Origin of the sequence: Pseudomonas sp. S09G 359 (genome assembly GCF_002843605.1) — a bacterium.
GTDB lineage: Bacteria > Pseudomonadota > Gammaproteobacteria > Pseudomonadales > Pseudomonadaceae > Aquipseudomonas.
Genome location: NZ_CP025263.1, coordinates 3,619,303 through 3,645,642, shown reverse-complemented (window position 1 = coordinate 3,645,642; position 26,340 = coordinate 3,619,303). Strand labels below are relative to the sequence as shown.

At 59.9% G+C, this 26,340-nt stretch carries 30 protein-coding genes; 27 read left to right on the top strand and 3 right to left on the bottom strand.

Annotated features, from left to right (window positions below; genetic code table 11):
- The first annotated feature begins 25 nt into the window (after positions 1-25).
- The 9 genes from CXQ82_RS16415 to CXQ82_RS16375 all read left to right on the top strand — a co-directional run bounded on the left by CXQ82_RS16415 (position 26) and on the right by CXQ82_RS16375 (position 7,675).
- Positions 26-487, top strand: coding sequence for a DUF2280 domain-containing protein (locus tag CXQ82_RS16415; RefSeq protein ID WP_101270780.1), 462 nt, complete (start codon positions 26-28; stop codon positions 485-487).
- Positions 474-1,775, top strand: a complete 1,302-nt coding sequence (locus tag CXQ82_RS16410) for a terminase large subunit domain-containing protein (protein WP_101270778.1) — start codon at positions 474-476, stop codon at positions 1,773-1,775. The genes CXQ82_RS16415 and CXQ82_RS16410 overlap by 14 nt, the downstream gene beginning before the upstream one ends.
- Positions 1,772-3,232 carry a DUF4055 domain-containing protein gene (locus CXQ82_RS16405; protein WP_101270776.1) on the top strand — a complete coding sequence of 487 codons (1,461 nt, stop codon included), beginning with the start codon at positions 1,772-1,774 and terminating at the stop codon, positions 3,230-3,232. Before CXQ82_RS16410 ends, CXQ82_RS16405 begins: the two co-directional genes overlap by 4 nt.
- Complete coding sequence (locus CXQ82_RS16400) at positions 3,207-4,292, top strand: minor capsid protein (protein ID WP_101270774.1); 1,086 nt, start codon at positions 3,207-3,209, stop codon at positions 4,290-4,292. The genes CXQ82_RS16405 and CXQ82_RS16400 overlap by 26 nt, the downstream gene beginning before the upstream one ends.
- A 54-nt stretch (positions 4,293-4,346) precedes the next feature.
- The gene (locus CXQ82_RS16395; RefSeq protein ID WP_101270772.1) at positions 4,347-4,712 is read left to right on the top strand and encodes a phage protein NinX family protein; all 366 of its coding nucleotides are present in this window, start codon (positions 4,347-4,349) and stop codon (positions 4,710-4,712) included.
- Positions 4,713-4,799: 87 nt separating this feature from the next.
- Positions 4,800-5,507 carry a hypothetical protein gene (locus CXQ82_RS16390; RefSeq protein WP_060550169.1) on the top strand — a complete coding sequence of 236 codons (708 nt, stop codon included), beginning with the start codon at positions 4,800-4,802 and terminating at the stop codon, positions 5,505-5,507.
- A gap of 11 nt (positions 5,508-5,518) precedes the next feature.
- On the top strand, positions 5,519-6,487 hold the full coding sequence (locus CXQ82_RS16385) for a major capsid protein (protein ID WP_008431834.1): 969 nt from the start codon (positions 5,519-5,521) through the stop codon (positions 6,485-6,487).
- 49 nt (positions 6,488-6,536) lie between these two features.
- Complete coding sequence (locus tag CXQ82_RS16380) at positions 6,537-7,112, top strand: hypothetical protein (RefSeq protein WP_101273807.1); 576 nt, start codon at positions 6,537-6,539, stop codon at positions 7,110-7,112.
- Between the two features lie 59 nt (positions 7,113-7,171).
- On the top strand, positions 7,172-7,675 hold the full coding sequence (locus CXQ82_RS16375; protein WP_101270770.1) for a DnaT-like ssDNA-binding protein: 504 nt from the start codon (positions 7,172-7,174) through the stop codon (positions 7,673-7,675).
- Here the strand turns inward: CXQ82_RS16375 and CXQ82_RS16370 are convergent.
- Complete coding sequence (locus tag CXQ82_RS16370; RefSeq protein ID WP_101270768.1) at positions 7,672-7,974, bottom strand: hypothetical protein; 303 nt, start codon at positions 7,972-7,974, stop codon at positions 7,672-7,674. The genes CXQ82_RS16375 and CXQ82_RS16370 overlap by 4 nt on opposite strands.
- Positions 7,975-8,003: 29 nt before the next feature.
- Here CXQ82_RS16370 and CXQ82_RS16365 point away from each other — a divergent pair, with 29 nt between their 5' ends.
- The 10 genes from CXQ82_RS16365 (at position 8,004) to CXQ82_RS16320 (ending at position 15,773) form a co-directional block, all read left to right on the top strand.
- Entirely contained in the window at positions 8,004-8,372 is a 369-nt protein-coding gene (locus CXQ82_RS16365) for a hypothetical protein (protein ID WP_101270766.1), read from the top strand.
- Positions 8,369-8,965 (top strand): hypothetical protein, encoded by a 597-nt coding sequence (locus CXQ82_RS16360; RefSeq protein WP_101270764.1) that lies wholly within the window; start codon positions 8,369-8,371, stop codon positions 8,963-8,965. The genes CXQ82_RS16365 and CXQ82_RS16360 overlap by 4 nt, the downstream gene beginning before the upstream one ends.
- Positions 8,962-9,378, top strand: coding sequence for a phage tail terminator-like protein (locus CXQ82_RS16355; RefSeq protein WP_101270762.1), 417 nt, complete (start codon positions 8,962-8,964; stop codon positions 9,376-9,378). Before CXQ82_RS16360 ends, CXQ82_RS16355 begins: the two co-directional genes overlap by 4 nt.
- 72 nt (positions 9,379-9,450) lie before the next feature.
- Entirely contained in the window at positions 9,451-10,107 is a 657-nt protein-coding gene (locus CXQ82_RS16350; protein ID WP_101270760.1) for a phage tail protein, read from the top strand.
- A gap of 3 nt (positions 10,108-10,110) precedes the next feature.
- Positions 10,111-10,491, top strand: coding sequence for a phage tail assembly chaperone (locus CXQ82_RS16345; protein WP_101270758.1), 381 nt, complete (start codon positions 10,111-10,113; stop codon positions 10,489-10,491).
- Between the two features lie 17 nt (positions 10,492-10,508).
- On the top strand, positions 10,509-10,811 hold the full coding sequence (locus CXQ82_RS16340) for a DUF1799 domain-containing protein (RefSeq protein ID WP_101270756.1): 303 nt from the start codon (positions 10,509-10,511) through the stop codon (positions 10,809-10,811).
- Between the two features lie 27 nt (positions 10,812-10,838).
- Positions 10,839-13,895 carry a phage tail tape measure protein gene (locus tag CXQ82_RS16335; protein ID WP_101270754.1) on the top strand — a complete coding sequence of 1,019 codons (3,057 nt, stop codon included), beginning with the start codon at positions 10,839-10,841 and terminating at the stop codon, positions 13,893-13,895.
- Positions 13,895-14,233: a phage tail protein gene (locus CXQ82_RS16330; RefSeq protein WP_101270752.1), complete on the top strand. Its 339-nt coding sequence runs from the start codon at positions 13,895-13,897 to the stop codon at positions 14,231-14,233. Before CXQ82_RS16335 ends, CXQ82_RS16330 begins: the two co-directional genes overlap by 1 nt.
- 11 nt (positions 14,234-14,244) lie before the next feature.
- Positions 14,245-14,997, top strand: a complete 753-nt coding sequence (locus tag CXQ82_RS16325) for a phage minor tail protein L (RefSeq protein WP_101270750.1) — start codon at positions 14,245-14,247, stop codon at positions 14,995-14,997.
- Between the two features lie 2 nt (positions 14,998-14,999).
- Positions 15,000-15,773, top strand: coding sequence for a C40 family peptidase (locus tag CXQ82_RS16320; protein ID WP_101270748.1), 774 nt, complete (start codon positions 15,000-15,002; stop codon positions 15,771-15,773).
- A 130-nt stretch (positions 15,774-15,903) separates the two neighbouring features.
- Here the strand turns inward: CXQ82_RS16320 and CXQ82_RS16315 are convergent, their stop codons facing one another.
- The gene (locus CXQ82_RS16315; protein ID WP_101270746.1) at positions 15,904-16,155 is read right to left on the bottom strand and encodes a hypothetical protein; all 252 of its coding nucleotides are present in this window, start codon (positions 16,153-16,155) and stop codon (positions 15,904-15,906) included.
- Between the two features lie 437 nt (positions 16,156-16,592).
- On the opposite strand from CXQ82_RS16315, the gene CXQ82_RS16305 reads away from it, so the two are divergent.
- The 8 genes from CXQ82_RS16305 (at position 16,593) to CXQ82_RS16265 (ending at position 25,463) form a co-directional block, all read left to right on the top strand.
- Positions 16,593-17,015: a hypothetical protein gene (locus CXQ82_RS16305; RefSeq protein WP_101270741.1), complete on the top strand. Its 423-nt coding sequence runs from the start codon at positions 16,593-16,595 to the stop codon at positions 17,013-17,015.
- A gap of 55 nt (positions 17,016-17,070) precedes the next feature.
- A complete protein-coding gene (locus CXQ82_RS16300; protein WP_101270739.1) occupies positions 17,071-17,664 on the top strand; it encodes a tail assembly protein in 594 nt (197 codons plus the stop codon).
- Positions 17,665-17,724: 60 nt separating this feature from the next.
- Entirely contained in the window at positions 17,725-21,297 is a 3,573-nt protein-coding gene (locus tag CXQ82_RS16295) for a host specificity protein J (protein WP_101270737.1), read from the top strand.
- A gap of 334 nt (positions 21,298-21,631) precedes the next feature.
- Positions 21,632-22,288, top strand: a complete 657-nt coding sequence (locus tag CXQ82_RS16285; RefSeq protein WP_101270733.1) for a hypothetical protein — start codon at positions 21,632-21,634, stop codon at positions 22,286-22,288.
- Between the two features lie 9 nt (positions 22,289-22,297).
- Entirely contained in the window at positions 22,298-24,112 is a 1,815-nt protein-coding gene (locus CXQ82_RS31970; RefSeq protein ID WP_157832168.1) for a phage tail protein, read from the top strand.
- A complete protein-coding gene (locus CXQ82_RS31455) occupies positions 24,112-24,480 on the top strand; it encodes a hypothetical protein (RefSeq protein ID WP_177409912.1) in 369 nt (122 codons plus the stop codon). The genes CXQ82_RS31970 and CXQ82_RS31455 overlap by 1 nt, the downstream gene beginning before the upstream one ends.
- A 57-nt stretch (positions 24,481-24,537) precedes the next feature.
- Positions 24,538-24,963 carry a cell wall hydrolase gene (locus tag CXQ82_RS16270; protein ID WP_101270731.1) on the top strand — a complete coding sequence of 142 codons (426 nt, stop codon included), beginning with the start codon at positions 24,538-24,540 and terminating at the stop codon, positions 24,961-24,963.
- Positions 24,963-25,463, top strand: a complete 501-nt coding sequence (locus CXQ82_RS16265; protein ID WP_101270729.1) for a lysis system i-spanin subunit Rz — start codon at positions 24,963-24,965, stop codon at positions 25,461-25,463. Before CXQ82_RS16270 ends, CXQ82_RS16265 begins: the two co-directional genes overlap by 1 nt.
- Before the next feature lie 153 nt (positions 25,464-25,616).
- On the opposite strand, the gene CXQ82_RS16260 is transcribed toward CXQ82_RS16265, so the two are convergent.
- Positions 25,617-26,297 carry an SOS response-associated peptidase family protein gene (locus CXQ82_RS16260; RefSeq protein ID WP_101270727.1) on the bottom strand — a complete coding sequence of 227 codons (681 nt, stop codon included), beginning with the start codon at positions 26,295-26,297 and terminating at the stop codon, positions 25,617-25,619.
- Positions 26,298-26,340: the final 43 nt, after the last annotated feature.

The window sequence follows — 26,340 nt, the reverse complement described above, 5'->3', positions numbered from 1 at the left end:
ACAGGCTCTGGACGGATGAGAATCTATGGCAGCCCTTCAAAACGACGTGAAGGCCTTTATCGTTCAGGCCCTGGCGTGCTTCGACACGCCCTCACAGGTTGTTGAAGCTGTCCAGAAAGAATACGGGGTCGTTGTAACCCGCCAGCAGGTGGAAACACACGACCCGACGAAGACATCGGGTAAAGGCCTGGCAAAGCGCTGGGTGACGATGTTCGAAGACACCAGGAAGCGATTCCGCGAAGAGACTTCCGAGATCCCGATTGCCAACCGCGCCTTCCGCTTACGAGCCATGAACCGCTTCGTGGAGAAGGCTGAGTCGATGAAGAACATCGGCCTCGCCATGCAGATCCTGGAGCAGGCCGCAAAGGAAACCGGTGACATATACGTCAATAGGGCGCGGAAGGAAGAGGCCGGCGATGAACCGATGATCCCAACCCGCATTCAAGTCGACGTGGTGGATGCGAGGAAGCCGAATGCCGAGTCTTAACGTTCCGCAGGCTCAGTTCCTAACTCTGCCCCACAAGTTTCGTGCCTTTGTTGCCGGGTTCGGCTCAGGCAAGACCTGGGTGGGATGCTCGGCACTGAGCAAACACTTCATGGAGTGGCCCGGCGTCAATGCTGGCTACTTCGCACCGACTTACCCGCAGATCCGGGACATCTTCTATCCGACCATGGATGAGGTGGCCTACGACTGGGGGCTGAAGACCAAGATCAACCAGGCGAACCACGAGGTTCACATCTACAGCGGCCGGCAGTACCGCGGCACTGTGATCTGCCGGTCAATGGAGAAGCCGCAGACGATTGTCGGTTTCAAGATCGGCCATGCCCTGGTGGATGAGCTGGACGTTCTTACTGCCGTCAAGGCTCAACAGGCCTGGCGCAAGATCATCGCCCGGATGCGCTACAACTTGCCCGGGCTCAAGAACGGGGTGGATGTCACCACGACGCCGGAAGGCTTCAAGTTCGTCTTCCTGCAGTTCGTGAAGCAGCTCCGCGACAAGCCTTCGCTCAAAGAGATGTATGGCTTGGTGCAGGCCAGCACGTTCGACAACGAACTGAACTTGCCGGATGACTACATCGCCTCCCTGATGGAGTCGTACCCGCCGCAGCTGATCATGGCGTACCTCAAGGGCCAGTTCGTCAACCTGACGTCAGGGACGATCTACACGGCCTACGACCGAAAGCTCAATGGGTGCTTCGATAGAGTGCAGTCCGGCGAGCCTCTCTTTATCGGCATGGACTTCAACGTCGGCAAGATGGCGGCGATTACTCACGTCAAGCGCGACCAGGGGCTACCCAGGGCAGTGGATGAGTTGATCGACGGCTACGACACGCCCGACATGATCCGCCGTATCAAAGAGCGGTACTGGCAGCACGACGGCAACGAATTCAAGAAGACCTGCGAGATCAGGATCTACCCGGATGCCTCGGGCGATTCGCGCAAGTCCGTGAACGCCAGCATCACCGACCTGGCCATGCTCAAGCAGGCAGGGTTCGCAGTCATCGCTCCAGCGGCAAACCCGCCGGTGAAGGACCGAATCAACGCAATGAACGCCGCCTTCTGCAATGCGCAGGGCGAGCGCCGCTACCTGGTCAACCCGTTCACCTGCCCAACTTATGCCGATGGCCTGGAGCAGCAGGTGTGGGGCGCAAACGGGGAGCCAGACAAGACCGCAGGCATCGATCACGCGAACGACGCCGGCGGCTACTTCATCCACCGCGAGTACCCGATCATCAAACCGGTCACCGCAATGAAAATGGGGGTCGCTCGATGACGGACGTCACTTTCACCCGTCCCGAGTACACGGCGGCGAAATACCGCTGGCGCTTGGTGCGCGACGTCTGCAAGGGCTCGGAAACAGTCAAGGCTGCTGGCGATTACTACCTGCCCAGGCCGAACGCCTCGGACAAGTCACAGGACAACAAGGACCGGTACGAGGCGTACAAGAAGCGCGCTGTGTTCTACAACGCAACTGGGCGCACGAAACACAGCCTGGTAGGCGCGGTGTTCCGCACATGGCCAACGCTGACTGTTCCCGGTGCGCTCGACTACGTGACGAAGGACATCGACGGGCAAGGCGTCAGCGTTTACCAGCAATCGCAGTCGGTTATCGGGCATTTGCTCGAGGTTGGTCGTCACGGCCTGCTGGTGGATTATGCCGCCGTTGAGGCTGGCACCGTGAGCAAGGCAGACGAGCAGGCCGGTCGCGCCCGTGCCAACGTCGCCAGCTATCCGGCTGAATCAATCATCAACTGGAAAACGCGCCTGGTTGGCGGCCAACACCTGTTGAGCCTGGTTGTGCTGCGCGAAAAGGTCGACGTCGATACTGATGACGGGTTCGGCAGTGAGCAGGTTGTGCAATATCGCGTGCTGCGCCTGGATGCTTCCGGCGTGTACACCCAGGAGGTATGGGAAGAGGGATCCAGCAAGACGGAGATGACGGTAGCGCCATTCGCCCCGCTGAACGGAGCCGGCCAGCCGTGGCGAATCATCCCGTTCCAGTTCCTGGGCAGCGAGAACAACGACACCAGCATCGACGACTCGCCGCTGTACGACATGGCCGAAGTGAATATCGGGCATTACCGGAACAGTGCCGACTACGAAGAGGCGGCTTACCTGGTAGGCCAGCCTCAGCCATGGATGTCTGGCCTTGATGAGCAATGGCGTGACCACCTCGAAAATGCCGGGATCTTCCTGGGCTCCAGGGCGCCCTGGCTGCTCCCTGTGAATGGCGCATGTGGCGTATGGCAGGCGCAGCCCAACACCGTCGCCAAAGAGGCCATGGACGCCAAGAAAGAGGACATGGTTTCGCTCGGTGCCCGGTTGATCGAGCGTGGCAGTGCAGTGAAGACCGCGACCCAGGCCGATAACGACAGTGCCGCCGAACACAGCGTTCTCTCACTGGTGGTGAGTAACGTCAGTGAGGCCTACAGCCAGTGCCTGGTCTGGATGGCCGAGTTCGTCAATGCGCCCGGCGAAGTGGTCTACAAGCTCAACCAAGACTTCAGCCAGATCACTCTGGACGCGACGATCCTTTCGGCGCTGTTCAACGCGGTGCAGGGAGGAAAGCTACCGGAAGGCGACTTCTGGCAGTACCTGCGCGATCGCGGCGTGATCAACCCGGAGAAAACGGACGACGAAATCCGGGGCGAACTGGAAACGCAAAGCGCCGGGCCTGACCTGGACGATGATGAGGGCGCACTAAATGGCGGCAAATCAAGCAATCCTTGACGCCACCATCCGGCATGCCGTCTTCCTGGAGCAGCTCAAGTCGGGAGAGGTGGCGAAGTTCGCACCCTTCCTCAAGGAGATCGATCGCTCGATTCGCGAGCGACTGACCCGGGCAGACCTGACGGATTACACCGTCGTCCGCCTAGAGCGGCTGCTGAGCGAGGTTGATAGCCTCCTGCTGGGCATCTTCGACCGGTACAGCGAGAGGCTGAACCTCGACCTGGTGGATATCGCCAACTACGAGGCCGAGTTTGAAGCGACCAGCCTGACTCGGGCGGCGCCGGTTGGCGTCACCTTCGACGCTGCGGTGCCTGGTGCTGCTGCGATCCGCGCGGCGATCCTCACCAATCCGCTCAGTGTGCGCGGCGCCGACGGCGGGAAGCTGCTCAAGTCGTTCATTGATGGCTTCACCGCAACAGAGCGGCAACGCCTCACTGGCGCGATCAGGCAGGGCTTCTTCGAGGGCCAGACGAACTTCCAGATCATCAAAAACATTCGCGGCACCAAGGCACTCCAGTACAACGACGGCATCCTGGCCACGACCAACCGCAACGCCGGCGCCATCGTGCGGACGGCGGTGCAGCACGTCGCCACCCAGGCGCGCATGGAGACGCTGAAGGAAAACAGCGACGTTGTGCAGTCAGTGGAGTGGGTCAGCACCCTGGATTCGAAGACCACCAGCCAATGCCGGACGCTCGATAAGCGTCGGTTCAAGCTGACTGAGGGGCCGAGGCCACCGATCCACATCAATTGCCGCTCGACGGTGGTGGCGGTGACGCGCTTCAGCGCTCTGTTTGCTAAGGACGCCACTCGGGCATCCCTCGGTGACGCCGGCGCCCAGCAGGTGAGGGCTGACCTTAGCTATTACGACTGGCTCAAGCAGCAGCCGGCGGCGTTTCAGGATAAGGCCATCGGTCCGGTTCGGGCGAAGTTGTTCCGCGAAGGCGGCCTGAGCATCGAACGCTTTTCCGAGCTGCAGCTTGATCGCAACTTTGCACCTCTGACCCTCGTGCAGATGCGTGTTCTTGAGCCGTTGGCGTTTGAGCGGGCAGGTATTTGACGAGGTTCTTCAAACCATGTAGTCAGTGCATTTCAACTGATGAATGGATGAGTCATGATGAGATACCAAACCGTTGAGCTGAATGATCTGGAGGGGTGGTGGCTCGACTATGTCATTGCCGGAGAGGTATGCGAATATGGCACGAACGTCAGCTGGCGTCCGGGTGGTTATGGTGCAGATTTAACGATTAGCGTTCGGAAAGGGCCGTGGAAAAAATTTTCGCCAAGCACGCTGTGGGCGGATGCGGGTCCGCTGATCGAGGAGTTCAGGATATCTCTTAAGCATTTCGACCAAGGTGGGTGGGAGGCAAGCTTAGAGAGTGGCGAGAGTTTCACCCATCACTTTCCTCTGATTGCCGCCATGAAAGTCTTGGCTATGTCCAAGGACAAAGATGGTTTTCAGATCCAAATGTACAGCTGATTGATCAGTTTTTATAAGCCCTGCCTAGTGCGGGGCTTTTTTTTGCCCGCAGGCAGGGCCTGCACCTACGTCTCTGGGAGACAACCAATGCTGAAATTCCAACTGGATACCCTGGAAGGGGTAGATGAAGCCGTGCGCGCTCTTTACACCGAGAAGGACGGCAAGTTCGTACTCGGCATTGAGGGGCTGCCTCAACAAGAAGATGTGTCCGGCCTGAAAGCTAAGGTCGATGAGCTGCTTGGCGAGAAGAAAGCCGCAGAGAAGGCTCGCAAGGATGCGGAAGAGCAGGCCCGACTGGAGCGTGAAGAGGCAGCTCGCAAGTCCGGCAACGTCGAAGAACTCGAGAAGTCCTGGTCCGAAAAGTACAACCGCCGCGAAGCTGAGCTGAACGGCATGCTGGAACAAGAGCGTGGCACGCTGAGCACTCAAATCCGGGATCTGACTGTCGGCCGTACCGCTACTGACATCGCGTCTGCCCTTGCAATCCCAGGCAGCGCAAAAGCCCTGTTGCCGCACATCGAACGCCGTCTGAGCGTCGAGCAGCGCGATGGGAAGCCTGTTGTGGTCGTCCTCGACCAGCAGGGCAAGCTCTCGGCGGCAACGCTGGATGAGCTGAAAGCAGAATTCGCAAACGACACGGCCTTCGCGCCGTTGATCGCGGGTAGTAAGGCATCTGGCGGCGGGGCTGCTGGTGCTGGAGGTGGCGGCGGGGCCGCAAAAGGAAAAATCGGCGGCACCAAAGAGGAACGCACGGCCGCGATCGCGAGCCGGTTCCCGGATCTCCCTCAATCGTAAGGAAATAACTCATGTCCCTGTCGCAAATGCAGGTTTTCAACGAATACATCATGCCGGCGACTCTCGAGACGCTGGACCAGTATCTCGCTGCGTTCAACGCCGCCAGCCGCGGTGCAATCGTGCTGTCTCCTGACGGCTTCACTGGTGACTTCCTTCAGGAGTCGTTCTTCCAGACCCTGGCCGCTGCTCAGCGTCGCGTGGACCGCTACAGCGCGAACGCCGCCGTCGCTGCCACCGACCTGACCGAGCTGAAGAACACTTCGGTGAAGGTAGCCGGCGGCTTCGGTCCGATCCGCTACGAGCCATCCCAAATGACCTGGCTGGAGCGCCCAACCGCCCAAGGCATCGAAGTTGCCAGCCGTGCGTTCGCTGAAATCCTCCTGAAGGACCAGCTGAACACCGCGATCGCCGCTCTGGTCGCCGCTATCACCGCCCAGGCTGCTGCCGTCAACGATGTGTCGGCTACCGCTGGCATCACCTACGCCGGCCTGAACAACGCCCACGCGAAGTTCGGCGACGCAAGCCAGAACCTGGTAACCCAGGTGATGCAGGGCACCAGCTACCACAAGTTGGTCGGCCAGAACCTGGCAAACCAACAGCAGCTGTTCCAGGCGGGCAACGTCCGCGTCGTGGACATCCTCGGCAAGATCTCCGTTGTGACGGATGCCCCGGCGCTGATGCAGGCCGGCACCCCGAACAAGGAAATCATCTTGTCTCTGGTGCAAGGCGCTGCCCTTGTCCACGACGGCCGCGACATCATCAGCAACGTCCAGACCACCAACGGCAAGGAGCGTATCGAAACCACGCTCCAAACCGACTACACCTTTGGCCTGGGTCTGAAGGGCTACACCTGGGACACCACCACCGGCGGCAAGTCGCCAACCGACGCCGAACTGGCGACCGGTACCAACTGGGACAAGACCGCCACCAGCATCAAGCACACCGCCGGTGTGGCTCTGATCGGTGACGCCTCCAAGTAACCCTGACAGCTGAGTCGGGCCCAGTGCCCGGCTTGGCGAGGACATGATCATGAGCAACAAAAACATCTGGTATCTGCCTGGTCCATTCCACCAGTACCAGGAAGACGTGAAGGCGCTGGCCAAGGCGAATGGCCTGCGCATCGTCGACGCAAGCGTTACCGAAAGTCGTGAAGATGCAGCAGAAGAAGTGCCTGACGTGACCGTCAAGGAGTTGCCGAAGATGCTGCTGATCGATGGTGGCAGTTCCAGCATCGATATCGACGCCTTTCGCGCTGAGCTCGAATCTGTAGGTCTGATCGTCGAGTCGTTCGCTGATCAAGCGCTGGCGCGCCCGGAAGGCGAACTTGGCCCTATCGCTGATCGCCTGTTTCGGGTGTTCGAAGCGGTAAACGCCGGCGTGGAAAGTCTTATTCGCGAGCGTGACGGTGAAGTCGAGAAGGTGAAAGTTCTGCAACTGCAGGTAGATGAGCTTCTCCAGCAGATCGACAAAGCGGGTCGGGAAGATGCCGACGCGAAGGAAGTCGCCGACCTGAAAGCCAAGCTCGACGAAGCGAAGGTGCCATACCGGGCCAACGCCTCGAAAGAATCCTTGGAAAAGCTCGTCGCTGATCTGTCCAAGGCCTGATAATGCTGGCTGTCGGTGATCCGGCGGCCAACCTACAAACCATTCCAGCGAGTTGACGCATGACACTCATCATCGAGGACGGTACCGGTAAGCCGGACGCCGAAAGCTACGCGAGCGCCGAGGACCTGGCCATGTATGCCGTGAAGTTCGGCACGGTCATCCCCGCAGGCGTTCCCGAGCAGGAAGCGTTGCTGCGCCGGGCCGCGTTGGCGATGGATGGCAAGACCTGGAAAGGCCGCAAGATGAGCAGCGAGCAGGCGTTGGCCTGGCCGCGCCGGGGTGTTGAGCTGGACTGCCAGATCAAGCCAGACAACTACCTGCCGGCACGGATCCAGTACGGCCAGATGGCCCTGGCCGCCGAGATCCATCAGGACGACATCGACCCGGTGGAGAAGCGCAAAGGCGCGGTGCTGCTGGATCGTGTTGAGGGCGCGGTGACGCGGCAGTATGCGGCAATTCCTTCGACCAGCAACCGGCTGTTGCCAGCGGCGCCGGATCGGCCGAGCGCTACGCAGTTTGCGGATTATCTAGCCAAGCGTGGCCTTTTTGCAGTTAGAGCCTAAAGCCCCATGTCTTCACAAAGCTTCTCGCCGGTATACCAAGACAAGGCGCGGCCTCCGTCCTTGAAGCAGAGTGCCTGCGTAATAGACTCCAGTTTCTCTAAGTTCACGTTCGGATTAATGTTCCTCGGGAAGCAATCGTCAAGGATTTGCGCAGCGAGGCCCGCGATTACAGGATGCTGCTCTGAAAGCGCTTTAGCTAACGCGTGGGCGGCGGTAACTTTTTTGGTGTCGACATTATCGCAGTCGCTTTGTACTGCCTTCTTAAGCTCGTGAACAGCATCTAGTAGTTCGATATACATTTTTCAGTCAATTTTAGAAGGGGTCGATCATGTCATTTTACGATGAGATGGCCGTGATGGCTCTGGAGATGATCACAGAGTTTGGCCAGCCCGTGACCATCAGCAAGGCGGAGCCGGGCGAGTACGACCCGGAGACGGGCGGCGAGGCGCCGGGCGCGACAATCGAGCAAACCGCCCAGGGCATCCTGCTCGACTTCACTGGCCTGGAATTCCAAAACAACAGCCTCATCCGGCAAGGCGACAAGAAGCTCAAGGTTGCCGCGCAGGGTTTGGTCTGGGTGCCGGGCTTGCTGGATAAGGTGGTTGCCCAGGGCTGTACCTGGTCAATTGTTCCTCCGCTAAGAGAGGTCAACCCGGCCGGGACGCCGATCCTGTACGAATTGCAGGTGCGTTCGTGAGCCGGGCAGGTGCCGGCCAGTCCGGTAGCTTCGCTCTGAGCCTGGCCGAGTTCGCCGCGCAGACCAGCGAAGCAATCGACGGCAGCGTCCGCGAAATCATCATTGAGGTCGGCAGCAGCCTGATTCGCATGTCTCCCGTGGGTAACCCGGATATCTGGGCGCGGAACGCGGTAGCGACGCAGTACAACAAGGCTGTTGACGATTATAACAGCGCGCTGCGCAGTGACCCGGCCAACCTCACGAAGGGCGGCAGGCTCAAGAAGGCCCGTAAGCTCAACGACGGCATGGATCTCAAGGCGCCAGAAGGCTACGTCGGAGGCCGCTTCCGCGCGAACTGGCACATCTCGCTGGGCGTTGTCGAGAGCGTCACCTTCGACGAGGTAGACCCGAGCGGCGCCGAGACTACTGCCGCACTGGTGGCCGCAATGAGCGACTTCACCGCCGGCCAGATGGCCTACATCATCAACAATTTGCCCTACGCGATCCCGCTGGAGTTTGGCCATTCGACCCAGGCCCCCGGCGGTATGGTCCGGGTAACCGTGGCTCGCTTTCAGCAGATCGTGCTGGAGGCCATCAGGAACAACCAAGTATGAGTCACGCAATAATAGCCTCGATCTACGAGGCCAAGCTCATCGCCTGGAACGCTGCCAGGTCGGAGAAGCTGAAGATCGTGTTCGAGAACACGGCCTACACGCCGGCGGCAGGCGAGACGTATTTGCGTGCTTTCACAATTCCGGGCGATACCGCGAGCAACACGCTCGGCGGCGATCACCGGCTGTTCACCGGAGTGTTCCAGGTGAGCATTATCGCGCCGTCCGGTACCGGCAAGGCCAAGACGAATCCAATAGCAGCCGAATTGACCGACCTGTTCCCTCTATACGCGCGGGACACGAAGGGCGCGCTGACCGTTGTGACAATGTCGCCAGTTGACCCAGGGCCCGGCATCACAGGCGATTCAACTTATACCGTTCCAGCCTCGTTCTTGTACCGAGCCGACACCAACTGATCCCGCCCATTGGGCAAACCCAGAGACCCGCCATTGAGCGGGTTTTTTCACATCTGCAAAGAGGAAATACCCATGGGCTACAAAATCCCGAACGGCGGCACCTTCCAGCACGCCGCAACCTACGCTGCCGCACTGGCGTTCGCCACCATCAGCAACGCTAGTGAGGCGGTGGCCACTGTTGTAGGTGGCACCATCGCTGCCGGCGATATTGTTCTCTTGACGTCTGGCTGGAGCAAGCTGGATAGCAAGGTGGTGCGCGTGAAGGCAGCCACGGCCACGGCGATTACCCTAGAAGGCATCGACACTACCGACACGCAGGTCTATCCGGTCGCTGGTGGCGCAGGCACGATGCGCAAGGTGCTGACCTGGGTGCAGATCCCGCAAATCTCCGACGTGGCCTTCTCCGGTGGCGAACAGAACTACCTGGATGTGGTGTTCCTCGAGGATGACCAGGGCAAGCAGATCCCTACCGACAAATCGGCAGCAAGTATGGTGCTCACCATCGCCGATGACCCGGCTCAGGCGTTCAACGGGGTGCTGCTGAAGGCGGACGCCGGCAAGCAGATCGAAGCGGCGCGCCTGAACCTGCCCGGTAACGACACCCTGCTGTACGGCACCTACACGTCGTTCTCCAAACAGCCAGCGGTGTCCCGCAACAACCTGCTGACCCGTACCGTCAGCTTGGCGTTGCAGGCCGAGCCGACACGCTACCTGACGGCGGCGGTGTAAACCATGGCTAAGATCCGTATTGCGCAAAAGGCTACGTTCAATGCGCCCGTGCTGATCCCGATCGTCGGCAGCGCGCCCGAGAAGGTCGAGTTCACCTTCAAGTACCGGGATCGCTCCGAGCTTGCCGCGCTGTTCGATGAATGGAACGAGGCGCGGAACAAGGCGAGAGCCGCGCTGGGCGACAAGCCTTCTTGGTCTGAAGTGGTTGCCGTGGATACCGAGCAGCAAGCGCAGCAGATCAAGGACCTGGTAGTCAGCTGGGGCTTCGATGACGAATACAGCGACGACAACATCGTCGCATTCGTGAAGTCTTGCCAGGGTGCCGCCGAGGCGGTCGTTAAGGCCTACGAAGGTGCATACAGCCAGGCCCGCCTGGGAAACTGACCGACGCCGCCCGCGCGATGTATTCGCCTGATGTGCCGGACACGGTAATCGGCATGTTCGGCCTTGCCCCTGGCGACCTGGTTGAGGAAGTGGAGGTCTGGCCCTGCAACTGGCCAGCCTTCATCCTGTTCAACCGCATGTCCACCCAGTGGCGAGCAGGCTCTGGCGGCGCTATCGGTCTCGACTATAGCTGCCTCCGCGACGTGGCCGGATTTCTCGGTATCAAGAAAAAGAAACTCGCTGAAATCTTCCCTGACCTTCAGGTGCTGGAAGGCGAAGCCCTGCGCGTCATGGCGGAGGAAAGGGAAAACAGCCCGTAACCACGGGCACTTATTCAAGGTGAGTCGATGAACATTGCAGAACTCGGCGTCAAGATCGACTCGGCCGATGCAATCCAGGCAAAAACGAGCCTGGATGAAATGGCGAAGGCCGGCGGCCGGGCCGAGCAGTCCGCCGTTTCGCTGATGAACGAAATGCAGGCGCTGGAAAAGTCGCTGTCCAGCAGCGCCAAAACCACCCAGGACCTGGCAAAGCAGCGTGACGCTCTCGCCAAACTGACCAAGACCGGCGCCTATGGCGAGGCCGAGGCGGCGAAGATCTCGGCTCAGCTCGATAAGCAGCAGATCGCCTTGGCCAAGTCTGCCCTCGACGAACAGAAGGCCCTGAACAGCCTGCTGGGTGCCATCGACCCAGCTCGCGCTGCACTCGCTAAACTGGACACGCAGGTCGAGCAGCTTGGCAAACACCTGGATGCCGGGCGGATCAGCCAGGACCAATACAACAGCGCCCTGGGCAAGATCGATAAGGATTACGCCAAGCTCGAAAAGACCACCACCGGTTTCGACAAACTGCGTCTCGGCACCCGCCAGGCTCAGGAAAACGTAGTTCAGCTCGGTAATGCGTTGTCGTCGGGTGACTGGGGTAGCGGCGTGCGTGCGGTTGCTCAACTGGGGGCCGGGGCAGGTGCAGGTGCTGCGGGGTTGCTCGCTATTCTGGCGCCGCTGGCCTTGGCCACCGCTGCCGTGGGTGGCCTGGCGTATGCCTACCACAGAGGCAGCGAAGAACAGGACAGCTACAACAAGTCGCTGATCCTTACCGGCAACTATGCAGGGGTTAGCGCTGGGCAGTTGGGCGACATGGCGCGCCAAGTCAGCGCGACCGTGGGCACCACAGGCCAGGCCGCTGCGGTACTGGCGATGCTGGCGGATAACGGCAAGATCGCTGGCGAGAGTTTTGCGGGCATCACCAAGGCCGCCGTTTCGATGCAGGAAGCGACCGGTAAAGCCGTCAGCGAGACGGTCGCCGAGTTCGTGAAGCTTGCCGACGACCCAGTTAAGGCTTCCGCTGCCCTGAATGAGCAATATCACTATCTGACGGCTTCGGTGTTCTCGCAGATCGCCGCGCTGGAAGAGCAGCGCGACCATGCTGGCGCCGTAAAGCTTGCGACCGAGTCTTACGCTGACGCGATCAACGAGCGCACGCCGAGGATTTTGGAGAACCTGAGCTTCTGGGAGAAAGGCTACAACGCGGTCGCACGCGCTGCTGACAGTCTCAAGAACATCGGGCGCCCGGACATTGGTGCAGATATTGAGCAGGCACGCCGAGACCTGGCGAGCGCACAGTCCGGCGACGTTGGTCTGTTCCAAAACAAGCAGGAGATGATTGATCTCTATCAAAACCGCTTGAATATGCTTGAGGACCAGAAGGCGGCACAGGCTGAAATTGCAAAGCTGGAAAGCGATCAGGCGAAAGCCCAACAAGCTGCGATCACCTCGATGCAAAAGGTGGACGCCCTAACCAAGTCCTCGTGGACGAATGAGCAAAAGCGCGCCGACGCACTCAAGGACTACAAAAAACAACTCGACGATATCCGAAAGGTAGCGCCAAACGATCCGCGCCTGGCCCAGGCGACGGTCGACAAAAATATCGCCAACATCAACGACAAATTCAAGGACCCGAAAGCAGCTGGCACCCAAGTCGACTTGACTAGTTTCAACAACGCCAAGAACGACCTGGCGGCGATCACCGACACCTACAAGAACTATCAGAAGGAACTGGAAGCGGCTCAGAAGGCCGGCCTGCTGTCCGAGGAAGACTATCTGCTGCGCCGCCAGGCGCTGATCGGCAATCAACTCGACCAGACCAAGGCCGGCTATGAGGCCGAGATTTCTGCGCTGGAGGGAGCGAAGGGCAAGAAGAGCACATCGGCCGCGCAAAGCATCCAGCTTGACCAGAAGATCGCCGACGCGCGCGCAGGAATGGTCAAGGCGCAGAAGGATGCTGATAGCCAGCTTGAGGTTCTCGCGACCAACGAGACCGGCCGGCTTGCCAAACAGGAGCGGGCGATCAGCACTTACGTGCAGGCGCTGGGGCAGCAACAGCGTGCGTTGGAGTTGGCAGGCCAGCGCGCAGTGCTCGGCGTAGGGCAGGGCGATCGCCAGAACGCGCTCAGTGGCGAACTCAACAGCCAGCAAGACCGGTTTGCTCAGCAGTCGCTGGAGCTGGCCAACCAGAAATCCGATCCGTCGCGCAACATGTCGGAGGAAGAGTTCAAGCGCAAGTCGCAGGCGCTCGCAGACGCGAACAAGGCTGCGACTGATCAAATCCGGCAGAACTACGCGGATGTGGAGGCCGCCCAGGGCGACTGGACGAATGGGGCTACGGCCGCCTGGGACAACTACCTGGATTCGGCAGCCAACATTGCCGGCCAGACTAAGAGCTTGTTCGGCAACGCCTTCAGTTCCATGGAGGACTCAATCGTCAACTTTGCCATGACCGGTAAGGCGTCGTTCTCGGACTTCGCCAAATCGATCCTGGCCGACATGGCGCGTATCGCGACCCGCCAAGCCAGCTCCGCATTGCTGGGCAGTCTGGTGGGTGCGGCGGCAAGCTACCTCGGAGGTAGTGCTGCTGGCGGCGGCAATGGGCTGGCTGCCGGGTCTTCTGGCGCTGCATCGTCAAACCTCGGCGCCTCTTCGGCCGGCTACTCCAACACCTACTTCCCGCAAGCCAAGGGCGGCGCGTGGTCGGGGGGTATGCAGATGTTCGCCGACGGCGGTGCATTCACGAACTCCATCGTCAGCAAACCCACGGCGTTTGGCATGGCCAACGGCAAGACCGGCGTTATGGGTGAGGCTGGTGAGGAGGCGATCATGCCCCTGACTCGGACGTCGAGCGGTAAGCTTGGGGTTATGGCCATGGGCGGCGGTGGGGCTGGCGGAACGCAGATCAATGTCGAGGTACACATCGACGGTGACGGAAACGCATCGTCAACGGCTGATGCACCTGGCTATGACCTCTTCGGCAAGGAGCTGGCGACGTTCGTAGAGCAGAAATACCAGGAACTGCGGAGCAGGGACATGCGCCAGGGCGGCGTCATCAACAACGCAATTAAGGGGCGATGATGGCTATCGAACGATTCACCTGGGCGACGGAGAAGGGCGCTGAGGGCGATATTGCCCAGCGGGTCCGCTCCAAGCAGTTCGGCGATGGATACGAGCAGTCGGTCGAGGATGGCCTCAATAACCGGTCGCAATCCTGGCCCGTGACCTTCACGGGCTTGAAGGGGCGCATCAAGGAAATCATGGCGTTCCTCGACCGACACAAAGGGGCGAAGGGCTTCCTCTGGGAGCCGCCCCTGGGTGAGCTTGGCCTCTACAAGTGCAACGGCTACAAGCCAGTGCACCGCGGTGGCCAGGTCTATGCCATCACTGCGACTTTCCAGCAAACCTTTCATCCCTGAGATAACTGCCCATGGCCCTGATCACGGACATCCAGAAACTGGAGCCCGGCGGCGAGATTCGCCTGTTCGAAATTGACGGCACCGAATACGGCGCCGATTACCTGCGCTTCCACGGTCACGCCATCCCGCATACGGCTGAGGAGTTGCTGGCTTACGAGGGCTCCGAAGAGGACCTGCCCGCCAAGTCAATTATCTGGCAGGGCCAGGAGTACGCGGCCTGGCCGGTGCAGATTGAGGGTATCTCCTCGAGCAGCGACGGCACCGCCTCTCGGCCGACGTTCGCCGCGGGCAACGTCAACGGGCGCGTCACGGCGCTGTGCCTGGCTTTCGAGGACATGCTCAAGTTCAAGCTCACAGTCCGCGAGACCCTGGCGCAGTACCTGGATGCGGCGAACTACCCTGACGGTAACCCAGCCGCTGACCCGACTCAGGAAGCGCTGGAGATCTGGTACATCGACCAGAAAACCAGCGAGGACGGTCAGGTGGTGGTGTGGGAGCTGTCTTCCCCGGGCGAGATCGACAACCACGGGCTTCCAGGGCGCCAAATGACGACGTTCTGCCATTGGGCCATGACCAACGGCTACCGGGGGCCGGACTGCGGCTACACCGGCGCTGCCATGTTCGACGACGAGGACAACCCCACGGATGACCCCGCACTGGACCAGTGCAAGGGCTGCCTGTCGTCCTGCAAGCTGCGCTTCGGAGAGAACAACGAACTGTCCTTCGGTGGATTCCCCGCCGTTTCTCTGATTGCCCGGAGCTGACCATGCGCAAGCACATCATCGCGGCGATCCAGTCGCACGCGGCGGCGGAATATCCACGTGAGTGCTGCGGCCTGCTGTTGGCCGTCGGCCGGGCACAGAAGTACTTCCCGTGCCGGAACATCGCCAAGGAGCCGAACGAAGAGTTCCGGATTGACCCAGAGGACTACGCCGCGGCGGAGGACTTGGGTGAGGTGATCGGCATCGTTCACTCACACCCGGACGCCACCAGCAGACCGTCACCGCACGACCTGGCCATGTGCGAGGCCACGGCCTTGCCCTGGCACATTTTGTCCTGGCCCGAGGGCGACATGCGCACGATCACACCAACGGGCAGCACGCCGCTGCTCAAACGGCCGTTCGTGCATGGGGCCTGGGATTGCTGGCAGGTCTGCGCTGACTGGTACGCACGCGAATGGGGTTTGGAGTTCGAAGCCTTTCAGCGCACCGATGGCTGGTGGGAGAGTGCGGAGAACGCGAGCCTGTACGAGCAAAACTACGAGGCGGCCGGGTTTGTACGCGTCGACCGACCGCAACGCGGCGACATGATCGTCATGCAGGTTGGCCGCACCGTTCACCCGAACCATGCTGGGATATACCTGGGTACCGATCCTGCGTTGCCTGGTGAAGATTCGGGCGCCTTCGGCCCCGGACCGTTCCTCCTGCACCACCTGTACGGCAGACCGTCCGAGATTATCGTCTACGGCGGCTCCTGGCACGACCGAACACGCTTGATTCTCAGGCACAGAGACGTAAAACAACCAACTGACGTGGTATGACCGCAGGGTGAAATTATGACTAATGCAACTAACCGGAAAGCTACTCTAGACGCGCGAGCCGATAGATCGAAAAAAACCGGCTCGCGTGATGTTCTGGCTTGGTTTGAAGTTCAAATCGCGAACACCAAACTCACTTCTTCGGCTGTGCAGCCTTTATCTCTTCGATAACCTTGAGGGCGCCGTCGATGGGGGCTTTGTAGTATCCAAGCAAGTGACCTTCGAATCCGGTGTCTTGGCTGTTGAGATAGATTTTCAACTGATCGACGAGCTTTTCACGCTCCGGAGCGTCGCGATAAACAATTGCTGCCAGCGCTTGGACTGTGCGGGTCAGTCCGAGATTGAATGCGTCGTGGCGGGTGAGCTCATTTGGATCGATTGCCATGTTGACCTCCAGGTCATAAACGCGCCGGTATTGGCGCTATCCCAGTCCTTGGGCTTGCAGGCGAAGGACTGGGAAATCCTTGCGTGTGGCAGGAGGCTACTATCGCGGGGTGATAAGGCGTTACTGAGGATTCGTACAGCTGATCCGACGAGTGGTTCTCACTCCATGGTTAAAATCTTTATGACGCGCTTATAACAGAGCCAAGCTCGCGCTGTCATGGTCTTAGCCATGTTCAAAATCGAAGTGAAATTAAACGGTGAAATGTCGAATTGGGCCGCGAATACGGCGGTAATTTCGACTGTGTTCATTATTGGCGTGGCAGTCTTCGCTGCTCTGCTGAGATGATGAAAATCCGCAAGAGATCGCCCAGCCCCGCGCTGGGCTTTTTGCATCTCCCTCCCGGTGCTACAGTCCCGCCAAACCAAAGAGGGAACGACATGCGGATTATGATAGCGGCGGTAGCGGTGGCGATGCTGGCGGGGTGTGCCTCATCGGCGATTTCGGTAAGGGATGCGAAACCGGTGCCGTCAGATGAGCTGTACGCCTTCCAGTCCAAGCCGTCCGGCGAAAGCGGGAAGATCACGGTTGTCCGTGACTCCGGCGCGGTCGGTTCGGGCTGCGATATCGTCGTCTATGTGGATGGACGCAAGGCCGCGAAAATAGGTACAGGCCAGCGAGCTACCTTCTACCTGCCACCAGGCTCCCCGAATATCGGCGCCGGTCTCGCCGGTTCAGGCCTGTGTGCTGGGGCTGCAATCCGCACCATCGCAGCGACGGTGCAGTCCGGTAAAGAAAGCCTATACCGCATTAGCGGCGATATGGCCGGGTTCTACATTGGCCCCTATGTCGACTACAACTGAACCAAGAAAGCCATGAAACCGCCTACGGGCGGTTTTTTATTGTCCGGAGAAAGTGATGCAGGCATCAGCGATCAACTATCAACCCATGACCACGATTCGTTTACATGGGCAGTTACGCCAGTTTGGGAAATCGTTCAGGCTGTCGGTGAAGTCGCCGGCAGAGGCCATTAAGGCGCTTTGCGTCCAGATCCCTGGGTTCGAGCGGTTTCTGTCTAACGCCAAGTCTCGCGGGCTTGAGTTCGCGGTGTTTCGCGACAAGCGCAACATCGGTGAAAAGGAGCTGAACTACAGCGGAGCCGGCGACATTCGTATTGTGCCCGTGGTGGTGGGAAGCAAGCGTGGCGGCATCCTTCAGACCATCGTTGGCGCGATACTGATCGTAGTGGGCGTCATCTTTTCCGCGACCCCCTTCGGCACGCCGCTTATTGGCGCCGGCATCGGCCTTGTCGCTGGCGGCGTTATCCAGATGCTCAGCCCGCAGGCTGGCGGCCTTAAGACCAGCGCGGCGCCCGAGAACACCCCCGGCTACGCCTTCGGTAGCGCCAAGAACACCACGGCCTCCGGCAATCCTGTGTCGCTGTGTGCTGGCCGCCGGCGCTGGGGTGGCGCGATCATCAGTGCCGCCGTTTACGCCGAAGACCAGATGTAACCAACAGCCGAAAAAACTGAAGCCGCCCAATAGGCGGTTTTTTTATGCCTGGAGAAAAGCATGGGCGCAGCACGCAAGATCGATGTTTATGGCGCCAAGGGCGGTTCCGAGAAGCCTAAAACTCCTACGGAGGCACCAGACAGCCTGCGTTCCGTCGCCATTGCGAAAATGCTTATTGCTGTGGGTGAGGGCGAGTTTGACGGTGCTCCTACCGCCAAGGACATCTTTCTCGACAATACGCCGCTGCAAGACCCGCAGGGGAACATGAACTTCCCGAACGTGAAATGGGAGTGGCGCAGCGGGGCTGTGGACCAACCCTATATCCAGGGCATCCCATCGGTCGAGAACGAAACTACCATCAGCACCGAGCTGCGCAGCGGAACGCCATGGGTTCGAGCGATCACCAATACCCAGCTCTCAGCTGTACGAGTGCGCTTTGCCTGGCCTGCGCTCCAATCGGTGGACGCCGGTGGCAACATCAACGGTTACGCGATCGGCTATAAGGTCGAGCTGGCAACGGATGGGGGGACTTACCAGGAGGTTTTGAACGAGGCAGTGTCTGGCAAGACCACCAGCCTGTACGAGCGAACCCGCCGCATCAATCTGCCGCGCGCGACAACCGGTTGGCTGCTGCGCATCACTCGACTGACTGCAAACCAGAACAACAATAAAATCTCCGACACAATGCAGATTGCCGGCTTCACCGAGGTGATCGACGCGAAGATTCGGTACCCGAACACTGCGCTGCTTTACATCGAGTTTTCTGCTGAGCAGTTCCGCAGCATCCCCGCGGTGACGATCGAATGTGATGGTCGGAAATGGCAGGTGCCGAGCAACTACGACACCAGGTCGCGCACCTATACGGGCGTCTGGGACGGTACGTTCAAAGAGGCCTGGACCGACAACCCTGTTTGGCACACTTACGGCATCACCACTAACGACCGTTTCGGCCTCGGGCGTCGTATCAAGCCGTGGATGGTGGACAAGTGGGAGCTGTACCGCATCTCGCAATACTGCGACCAGCTGGTGCCGGACGGGAAGGGCGGCCAGGAGCCTCGCTTCATCTGCAACCTGAACCTGCAGAGCAAGGCTGACGCCTGGTCGCTACTGCGCGATATCTCGGCGATTTACCGCGGCATGACCTACTGGGCCCAAGGCCAAGTATTCACGCTGTCGGACATGCCGCGCGCCACCGACTTCGACTTCGCCTACACCCGGGCGAACGTGATCGATGGCAAGTTCACTTACTCCAGCGCATCGGAACGTACGCGGTACAGCCGCGCGCTGGTCAGCTACGACAACCCGTTGAACAACTACGACACCGATGTCACAGCTGTGACCGATGCCAAGCTGCAGCGGCGCTACGGCGACAACCCGTTGGAGATCAGCGCAATTGGTTGTGATCGAGAGTCGGAGGCCCAGCGCCGCGGCAAGTGGGCGCTGCTCACGAACTCGAAGGACCGGGCTGTCAATTTCAAGGTTGGTCTCGATGGGCGCATCCCGCTCCCTGGCTACGTGATCCCAATCGCTGACGAGCTGCTGGCGGGCCGGCCTGTGGGCGGGCGCATCTCGGCGGTGGGCGGCAAGGTGATCACCCTTGACCGCGACACCCAGGCCAAGCCCGGCGACAGGCTGATCCTCAACCTGCCTGACGGAAAGTGCGAGGGCCGCACCGTGCAACTGGTCAACGGCCGGCAGATTACTGTGACCGTTGCTTACTCCGTTGCGCCTGAGCGCGAGTTGGTGTGGGCGCTGGATGCTGACGATCTGGCCATCCCGCTCTATCGCGTCGTGAGCGTGGCGCGCCCGGAGCCAGGTGTTTTCGAAATTTCGGCCGTGCAGTACGACCCAAGCAAGTTCGATCACATCGACACCGGCGCTCGACTGGAAGAGCGGCCAATCAGTGTTGTGCCAATCACTGTTGTTCCTGCTCCCGCGAGCGTCGACATCACGTCGAACTACTCCGTGGATCAGGGCCTGGCGATCAGCACCATGAACATCTCGTGGCCCGCCGTGAACGGCGCGGTCGCGTATGACGTGGAGTGGCGCAAGGACAGCGGCAACTGGATAAAACTGCAGCGCACGGGCGCGACAAGCGTGGATGTCACCGGCATCTACTCGGGCACCTACCTGGCCCGGGTTCGGTCGGTGAGCGCCTTCGAGATCTCGTCGATCTGGAAGAGCTCCAATCTGACCAACCTGGAAGGGAAGGTCGGCTTGCCGCCGGCAGTGGCGTTCCTGTCCACCACCAGCGAACTGTTCGGCATCGGCATTCGCTGGGGTTTCCCTGCCGGCGCCGAGGACACCCAGCGCACCGAGCTGTGGTATGGCCAGGCCAATGACTTGTCGGTAGCAACCAAGTTAGCTGACCTGGCGCACCCCCAGGCTGATTACAGCATGCAGGCCCTACAGGCTGGCGCACAGTTCTTCTTCTGGGCGCGCCTGGTGGACCGCACCGGCAACGTGGGCCCGTTCTATCCGGTCGGCAACGGTGTGATGGGCATGGCCAGTGCCGATGCTGCGCCGGTGCTGGATCTGATCGCCGGCCAGATCGGCCGCACGGAGCTTGGTCAGGACATCAACGACGAGATCGACAAGATCCCCGGTCTGCAGGCGCAGATTGATGCGCTCGACGGCCTGTCGGCATACGACCCCGAGTCGGTATATCTCGAGGGCGACCTGGTGGTGGTTGGTAAGCGAATCTACCAGGCCACACAGCTGGTGCCGGTCGATACCTCGCCGCCGAACGCCACGTACTGGGTGGACGTTGGCCAGGTGCTGGTTACCGCCAACGGGCTGGCGCGTCAGGTCGAGATTAACACCACCAGCATTACCGAATTGGATGGGGTGGTGACTGCCCAGGCGTCAAGCCTTCAGGCCTTGCAGTCGGCCTATCGGGATGACACCGGGGAGGGCGATCTCGCCGATGCGCTACAGGGATACAGCGCTTCGGCGAGCTTTGCGCAGGAAGTGAAGACGCGCGCCTCGCAGAATGCGGCCATGGTGCAGCGGCAAACCGAGCTCACCGCTTCGGTGGGTGATGTCGCCGGCACCGTGACCGAGCTCGAAAGCGTAGTAGTCAGCGACCGTGAAGCGACCGCTCAGGCGATCCAGCAGATCGGAGTGAAGATTGACGACAACTCGGCGGACATCCAGACCGTAAGCCAGGCCCAGGCCGACACCGACGGCAAGTTCTCCACGATGTACTCCGTGAAGATGCAGGTGAATGCCGACGGCCAATTGGTTGCGGCCGGCTTTGGCCTGGGTATCGAGCAGGACGAAGAGGGCGTACTGCAAAGCCAGTTCCTGGTCAGCGCTGATCGTTTCGCAATTGTCAGCACGCTCGCCGGCGGCCAGGTGTTCACGCCGTTCACGGTAGACAACGGGCAGGTTTTCATGCGCTCGGCGTTCATCCAGGACGCGTCTATCGGCGTGGCCAAGCTCACCCAGAGCATCCAGTCGGCGAACTACGTACCAGGGAAAACGGGCCTGATGATCAACTTCGTAACCGGTGAGTTCGAGCTGAACAGCACCGTCGGTGTAGGCGGTCGTCAGACCATCAACAACCGCGGCGGCAAGGTATACGACGAGAACGATGGTAAGCGCTATCAGTGGGGGGATCTTTCCGCATGAGTTACGGCGTAAGGGTATGGGGGCCAACTGGTGCTCTTGAGTTGGATGAAAACTCATTCACCGTGAGGATTGTTTACTCGGCGCTCGTTCAAAAAACAGCGGCGATTCAAGCCCGCTCGATATTTATACCAATTGCCGGGGTTACACCTGCAACGCACTCGGCAGTCTGTGTCCCTGTTGCGGCCTATCCGACCGATGCGCAGGACATTCGAGGCATTCAATACACGCCTATTGTAGGTAACGGAGGGGTAACACTGTTTTTTGGACAGCCAAGTACCAACTCTGGCCCAGTTGGTATTGCTGTTCAGAGGCTCTTGGTGATGAGGTTTAGATAATGACTTATGGCGTTCAGTTTACCAATAACAGTGATGTCGTAATTCTTGATTCAGAGTTCTCCCGGCTTGTTGTTTTACACAAAGGTACCTGGGTCAATGGCGGCTCCGGCGCAAGCGTGGGATTCCCGCAAACAATAACCACCGTTGAGCCGCCGCTTGTATTCGTGAGGCCCGACCAATCAAGCACATTGTGCTTTTGCCTGGTTAACGGCTCGCCCGGAGCTTGGACCGGATTTTCATTCCGTGGAATCGTCGGGCAGTACTCTTCTGGTTCTTGGTTTTGTGCCGCGTTTCAGTCAGCGCCTATAGCCACTTACGGGTTTCGTATTTGGGATGGTGCTGGAAAGTTGTTGTTTGATAGCGGCACTCCCGCAGCGCAGTTTACAAGAATAATAGCGGGCTGGTCTTATTTGGGGTCATCCTCTACTGGGCAAGGCACTTCTAGACTTAGCTGGACGGCATACTCTCCGCTGGATTCCGGTGACTTCATGTTGCTTAACAATATTGCGATGGATATCGCAGGCGGTACGTCGCGACAGGGAAATATGTACGCTTTTTGGGATTATGCAAATAACAGGCTGGTGATGCAGGTTGTAGGTGTTGACATACAAACATCGCTGTATACGCCGGTAGTATTTGCAAAGCCTATTTCTTAGGGGATTTATATGACCTGGTACAAAACAGGAACGGTTGCAGTAGCGCCTGGCGGTAATGCGGTTATTGGCACCGGTACAGCTTTCATTCGCAATGCTCGTGTGGGTGACGCGTTTCGCGGGCCTGATGGCGAGTGGTACGAAGTCACCAACATCGCGAGTGATACGGCGCTGTCCATCGCGCCAGGTTACCAGGGTGCCGAGGTGGCAGCGGGCGTGTACTCGCTCGCACCCATGCAGGGGTACGTCAAGGATTCGGCTGACGCTTTGCGGGCCGCCACCCAGGTGATTGCCAGTGGCGTGGCCGACATGCAGGAGCAGGTGGCGGCAGCGACCGAGGCAGCTGAGTCTGCCGGTCAATCTAAGGTGGTCGCCAGTGAGCAAGCAGGCATTGCAACCTCTGCGGCCCAGGCATCCACTGAAAACAAAGATGCGGCGCAGCAGGCCGCGCAGCAAAGCGGGACCTCTGCCCAGGCATCGGGCGAGTCAGCCGTCCGCGCCGAGACTGCCAGGGATTCGATCATCCAGTCGGAGCAAGCTGCTGCAGATTCGGCTGCCGCTGCTGAAGATTCTGCTGATCGCGCTGAAGAGGTAACGCTCGGCAAGGCAGCAAGCGGCGCCAACAACGACATAACGTCGCTGCGAGCGATCACCTCAGAAGGCTTCGACCTATTGCGCCAGGGTATTGCGCCGATGGTGGGCGCTACAGCGAATACCGCCGGCAAGAAGGGGCTTGCGCCAGCCGGTGCGGCCGGCGATCAGGATAAATTCTTAACCGCTGGCGGGGTGTACAAGGAGGCTGGCGGTGCTGGACTGCCAGTTGGCTCCATCGTGCCCTGGCCCGTTTCGCGAAATACGCTGCCGGCCGGTTGGATTGCCCGTGATGGGCAGTTGCTCAATCGCGCGGACTGGCCGGATCTGTGGGCGCTGGTATTGGCAAGCGCTGTGACCGACGCGGTATGGCTTGCTGCGCCGTACGATCAGCGCGGTAAGTATTCGAGCGGTAACGGCACCACCACCTTCCGCATGCCGGATACCAACGCCAAGCACGCCGATGGCAATACCATTGCCGCGATGTTTCTTCGTGGTGATGGGAAGAATTCTGCCGGCACTGCCGGGCTGCATGCCGCAGATCAGGTCCAAGGCATGAAGCACCGCACGATGCTCGCTGCCTCGGCAGGTGGACAGGCGGGCTTTACTGCGGACGCGGCGATAACCAATGGGCTGGTCGCAGGTGCCAGTAACGTCAACCTCTATTCCTCTCACACTGGCGGCCCTGTAACGGACAGCATCAATGGCGCCCCGCGGGTCGGCACAGAAACCCGCCCATCCGCCGAAACCGTCATCTGGTGCACCGTCGGTGCGGGCAAGGCGACCAACCCTGGATCTGTAGACGTGACGGCACTGGCTACCACGGTTTCACAGCAATCGGGTCGTCTTGATGCGCTTGAATCTTCCGCGGGGTTCACTGTTCTTTACCCGAACGGAGGTACTGCTGCCTCACCAGCTGCAATTGGTGCAAATCAGAGGTATGTCGTTACAAACCCATTCCCGGGCTTTCATGTGTTTGTGAAGGTGGATGTTCTTTGGAACGGTATTTGGTCCGATCCAGGCTGGGGGGACAACGCAGGCAGCGCTGGCAACTCTTACGGAACAAGGGTTAGTCAGTTTTTCGGAACCGGTGATATTGCAGTTCAAACTGGCATTAACGCAGTTATGCTGGCAACTTCAGCTCAAGCCGGTGGCGGGCATGGCGCAACGGGGGGCGCACTTATCGCTAGCGCTCAGTGCAGACTGAAAGTCTGGAAACTCAAGGGAGCTGCGTAATGATGAGGTATTACGGGATTTTGGCCCAAAGCATCTGCGAAGTCGATGAGACCGATAAGGGCCCTGATGAAGGCTGGATTGAGATGTCAGGCCCCCGCCCAAGCTCAATCGATTACACCGCCAAAGAGGATGGCACTTGGGAAATCACAACCGAAACCCTAACTGCGAAACTTCGTCAAACTGAGATCGCGTGGCGTGACGCTGAAATGCCTGCGGCGCAACAGAATGTGACTGCAATCGAATACGGCGAGGAAGATATCCCAGGCACCGCTCAGCAGTGGCAGAAGTACTGGCTGTCCCTGCGCAAGTGGACTAGTGATAACCCCGACTTTCCCGACAGCGCCAAGCGTCCAGTCGCGCCTACCTGATCGTTACCAGAACACCGATACCCGCCATGAGCGGGTTTTTTATTGCCCGGAGAAAATATGAACACAACTGAGAAAGACCGAGATGTTTTGGCGCGCACGCTTTGGGGCGAGGCGCGAGGCGAAGGTTTGGCAGGGCAGATCGCCGTTGCCTGGACGATCCGCAACCGAGTTTTCGACGGCAAGCCGAAGTCTTGGTGGGGGGAGGGCTATGCCGGGGTTTGCCTGAAGCCGTGGCAGTTCAGCTGCTGGAACCAGAATGACCCTAACTATGCGTACCTGAGTGGCGCCATGCCGATCCCGGACGCGCAGTTTGCCCAGGCCCAGCGAGCGGCAGACCAGGTGATCGCCGGCGCTGTGCCCGATCCAACCGGCGGTGCCACACACTACTACGCCACTACCATGCCTAAGGCCCCGGCCTGGGTGTCGGGCGCCAAGGAAACGCTGCGGCTCGGTCACCACGTTTTCTTCAAGGATGTGCCGTGATGACGCCGGGCCAGATCTTGGCGTCGATCCTTCTGGCGCTTGCCATCGGCTTTGGGGGCGCCTGGCAGGTGCAGGACTGGCGGATGGGCAAGCAGCTGGCAGAACAGGCGGGTCTGCACAAGGATGACTTGGCGGCAATCAGCAGTGCCGCCGCATCCCAGGCCCGCGGCGAACAAGACAAACGGCTGGCCCTGGAGCAGAAGCTCTCCGGCCAGGACCAACAACATACCAAGGAATTATCCGATGCCCAGCGCAATCAAGCTCGCCTGCGTGACCAGCTTGCTACTGCTGATGTACGGCTGTCAGTCCTCCTCGAGGATTCAGCCAATGGCTGCGACGTGCCTGCCGCCCCCGGTGCCGCCGGCGTGGTTCATGCAGCCCGTCGAGCCCAACTTGACCCAGCGCATGCTCAACGAATTATCGCCATCACCGACGGCGGTGACCGAGGACTGATCGCACTACGCGCGTGCCAGGCATACGTTCGTGCAATTGCACCCTGAGATCAATGAACTACTCTCTCGGGGCGGGTTCGTATTGCGATCATTTGGTTTATTGAAGGGCGCCATGGATAAGAGGCTTGCAGGTCTTTCGTTTCTGCTGACTCTGGGCTGGGTTACGGCGGTAGCGTTTGTGATGTGGTATTTCTCGGAGCCTTAGCGTAGGGGGCGGATCAGTTCGGATCCCTTGTTCCTGACGTTTCCAACGGCTGTGTCGACCTTGAACCATTCAAATACTTCGGCGGGCTCTCCCTGGTGCAGCACCATCTGCTCGGCGCGCTCCTTGGGCGTAGCCGGGTCCAACCATTCCCGGGCCAGGTCCGGAGGCAGCACCACTGGCCGACGGTCGTGGATGTCCACCATGCCGCCAGCACTGTCAGCGGTGATGATTACGAAGCCGTCATGCTCGCCTGGGCCTTCATCGGCATCCGGTAGCTGACCGATGGCCGTGCAGAGGATGGGCGCGCCATCCCGGCGGCGGATCAGATAAGGCTGCTTCTTGGGTCCGCCTTCGTCTACCCACTCAAACCAACCGTCTATGGGTGTGATAGCCCGGTGCGGCCAGATCGCCCGGAAGAATGGGCCGTTGGCTACCTTCTCGACGCGCGCGTTGATTGGCGCTGCGCGGTCCTTCGCCCAATGTGGTCGCCATCCCCAGCGGACCGGGTCGGCGTGCAGCAAATCGCCCTGCAGGTGGAGCAGTGCAACCTGAGTTGTTGGCGCGACGTTAAAGCGCTCAATCGGTTGATCGCCCACGGAGTTCGCCAAGGCATTGGGCATGCTCAAAGCTGCAACAAAGTCATGGATGCCGCGGTACTGCGTCAATCTTCCGCACATGATCGTCTCCGCTCGTCGGGATTGGTGAACAGGCAGGCTACGG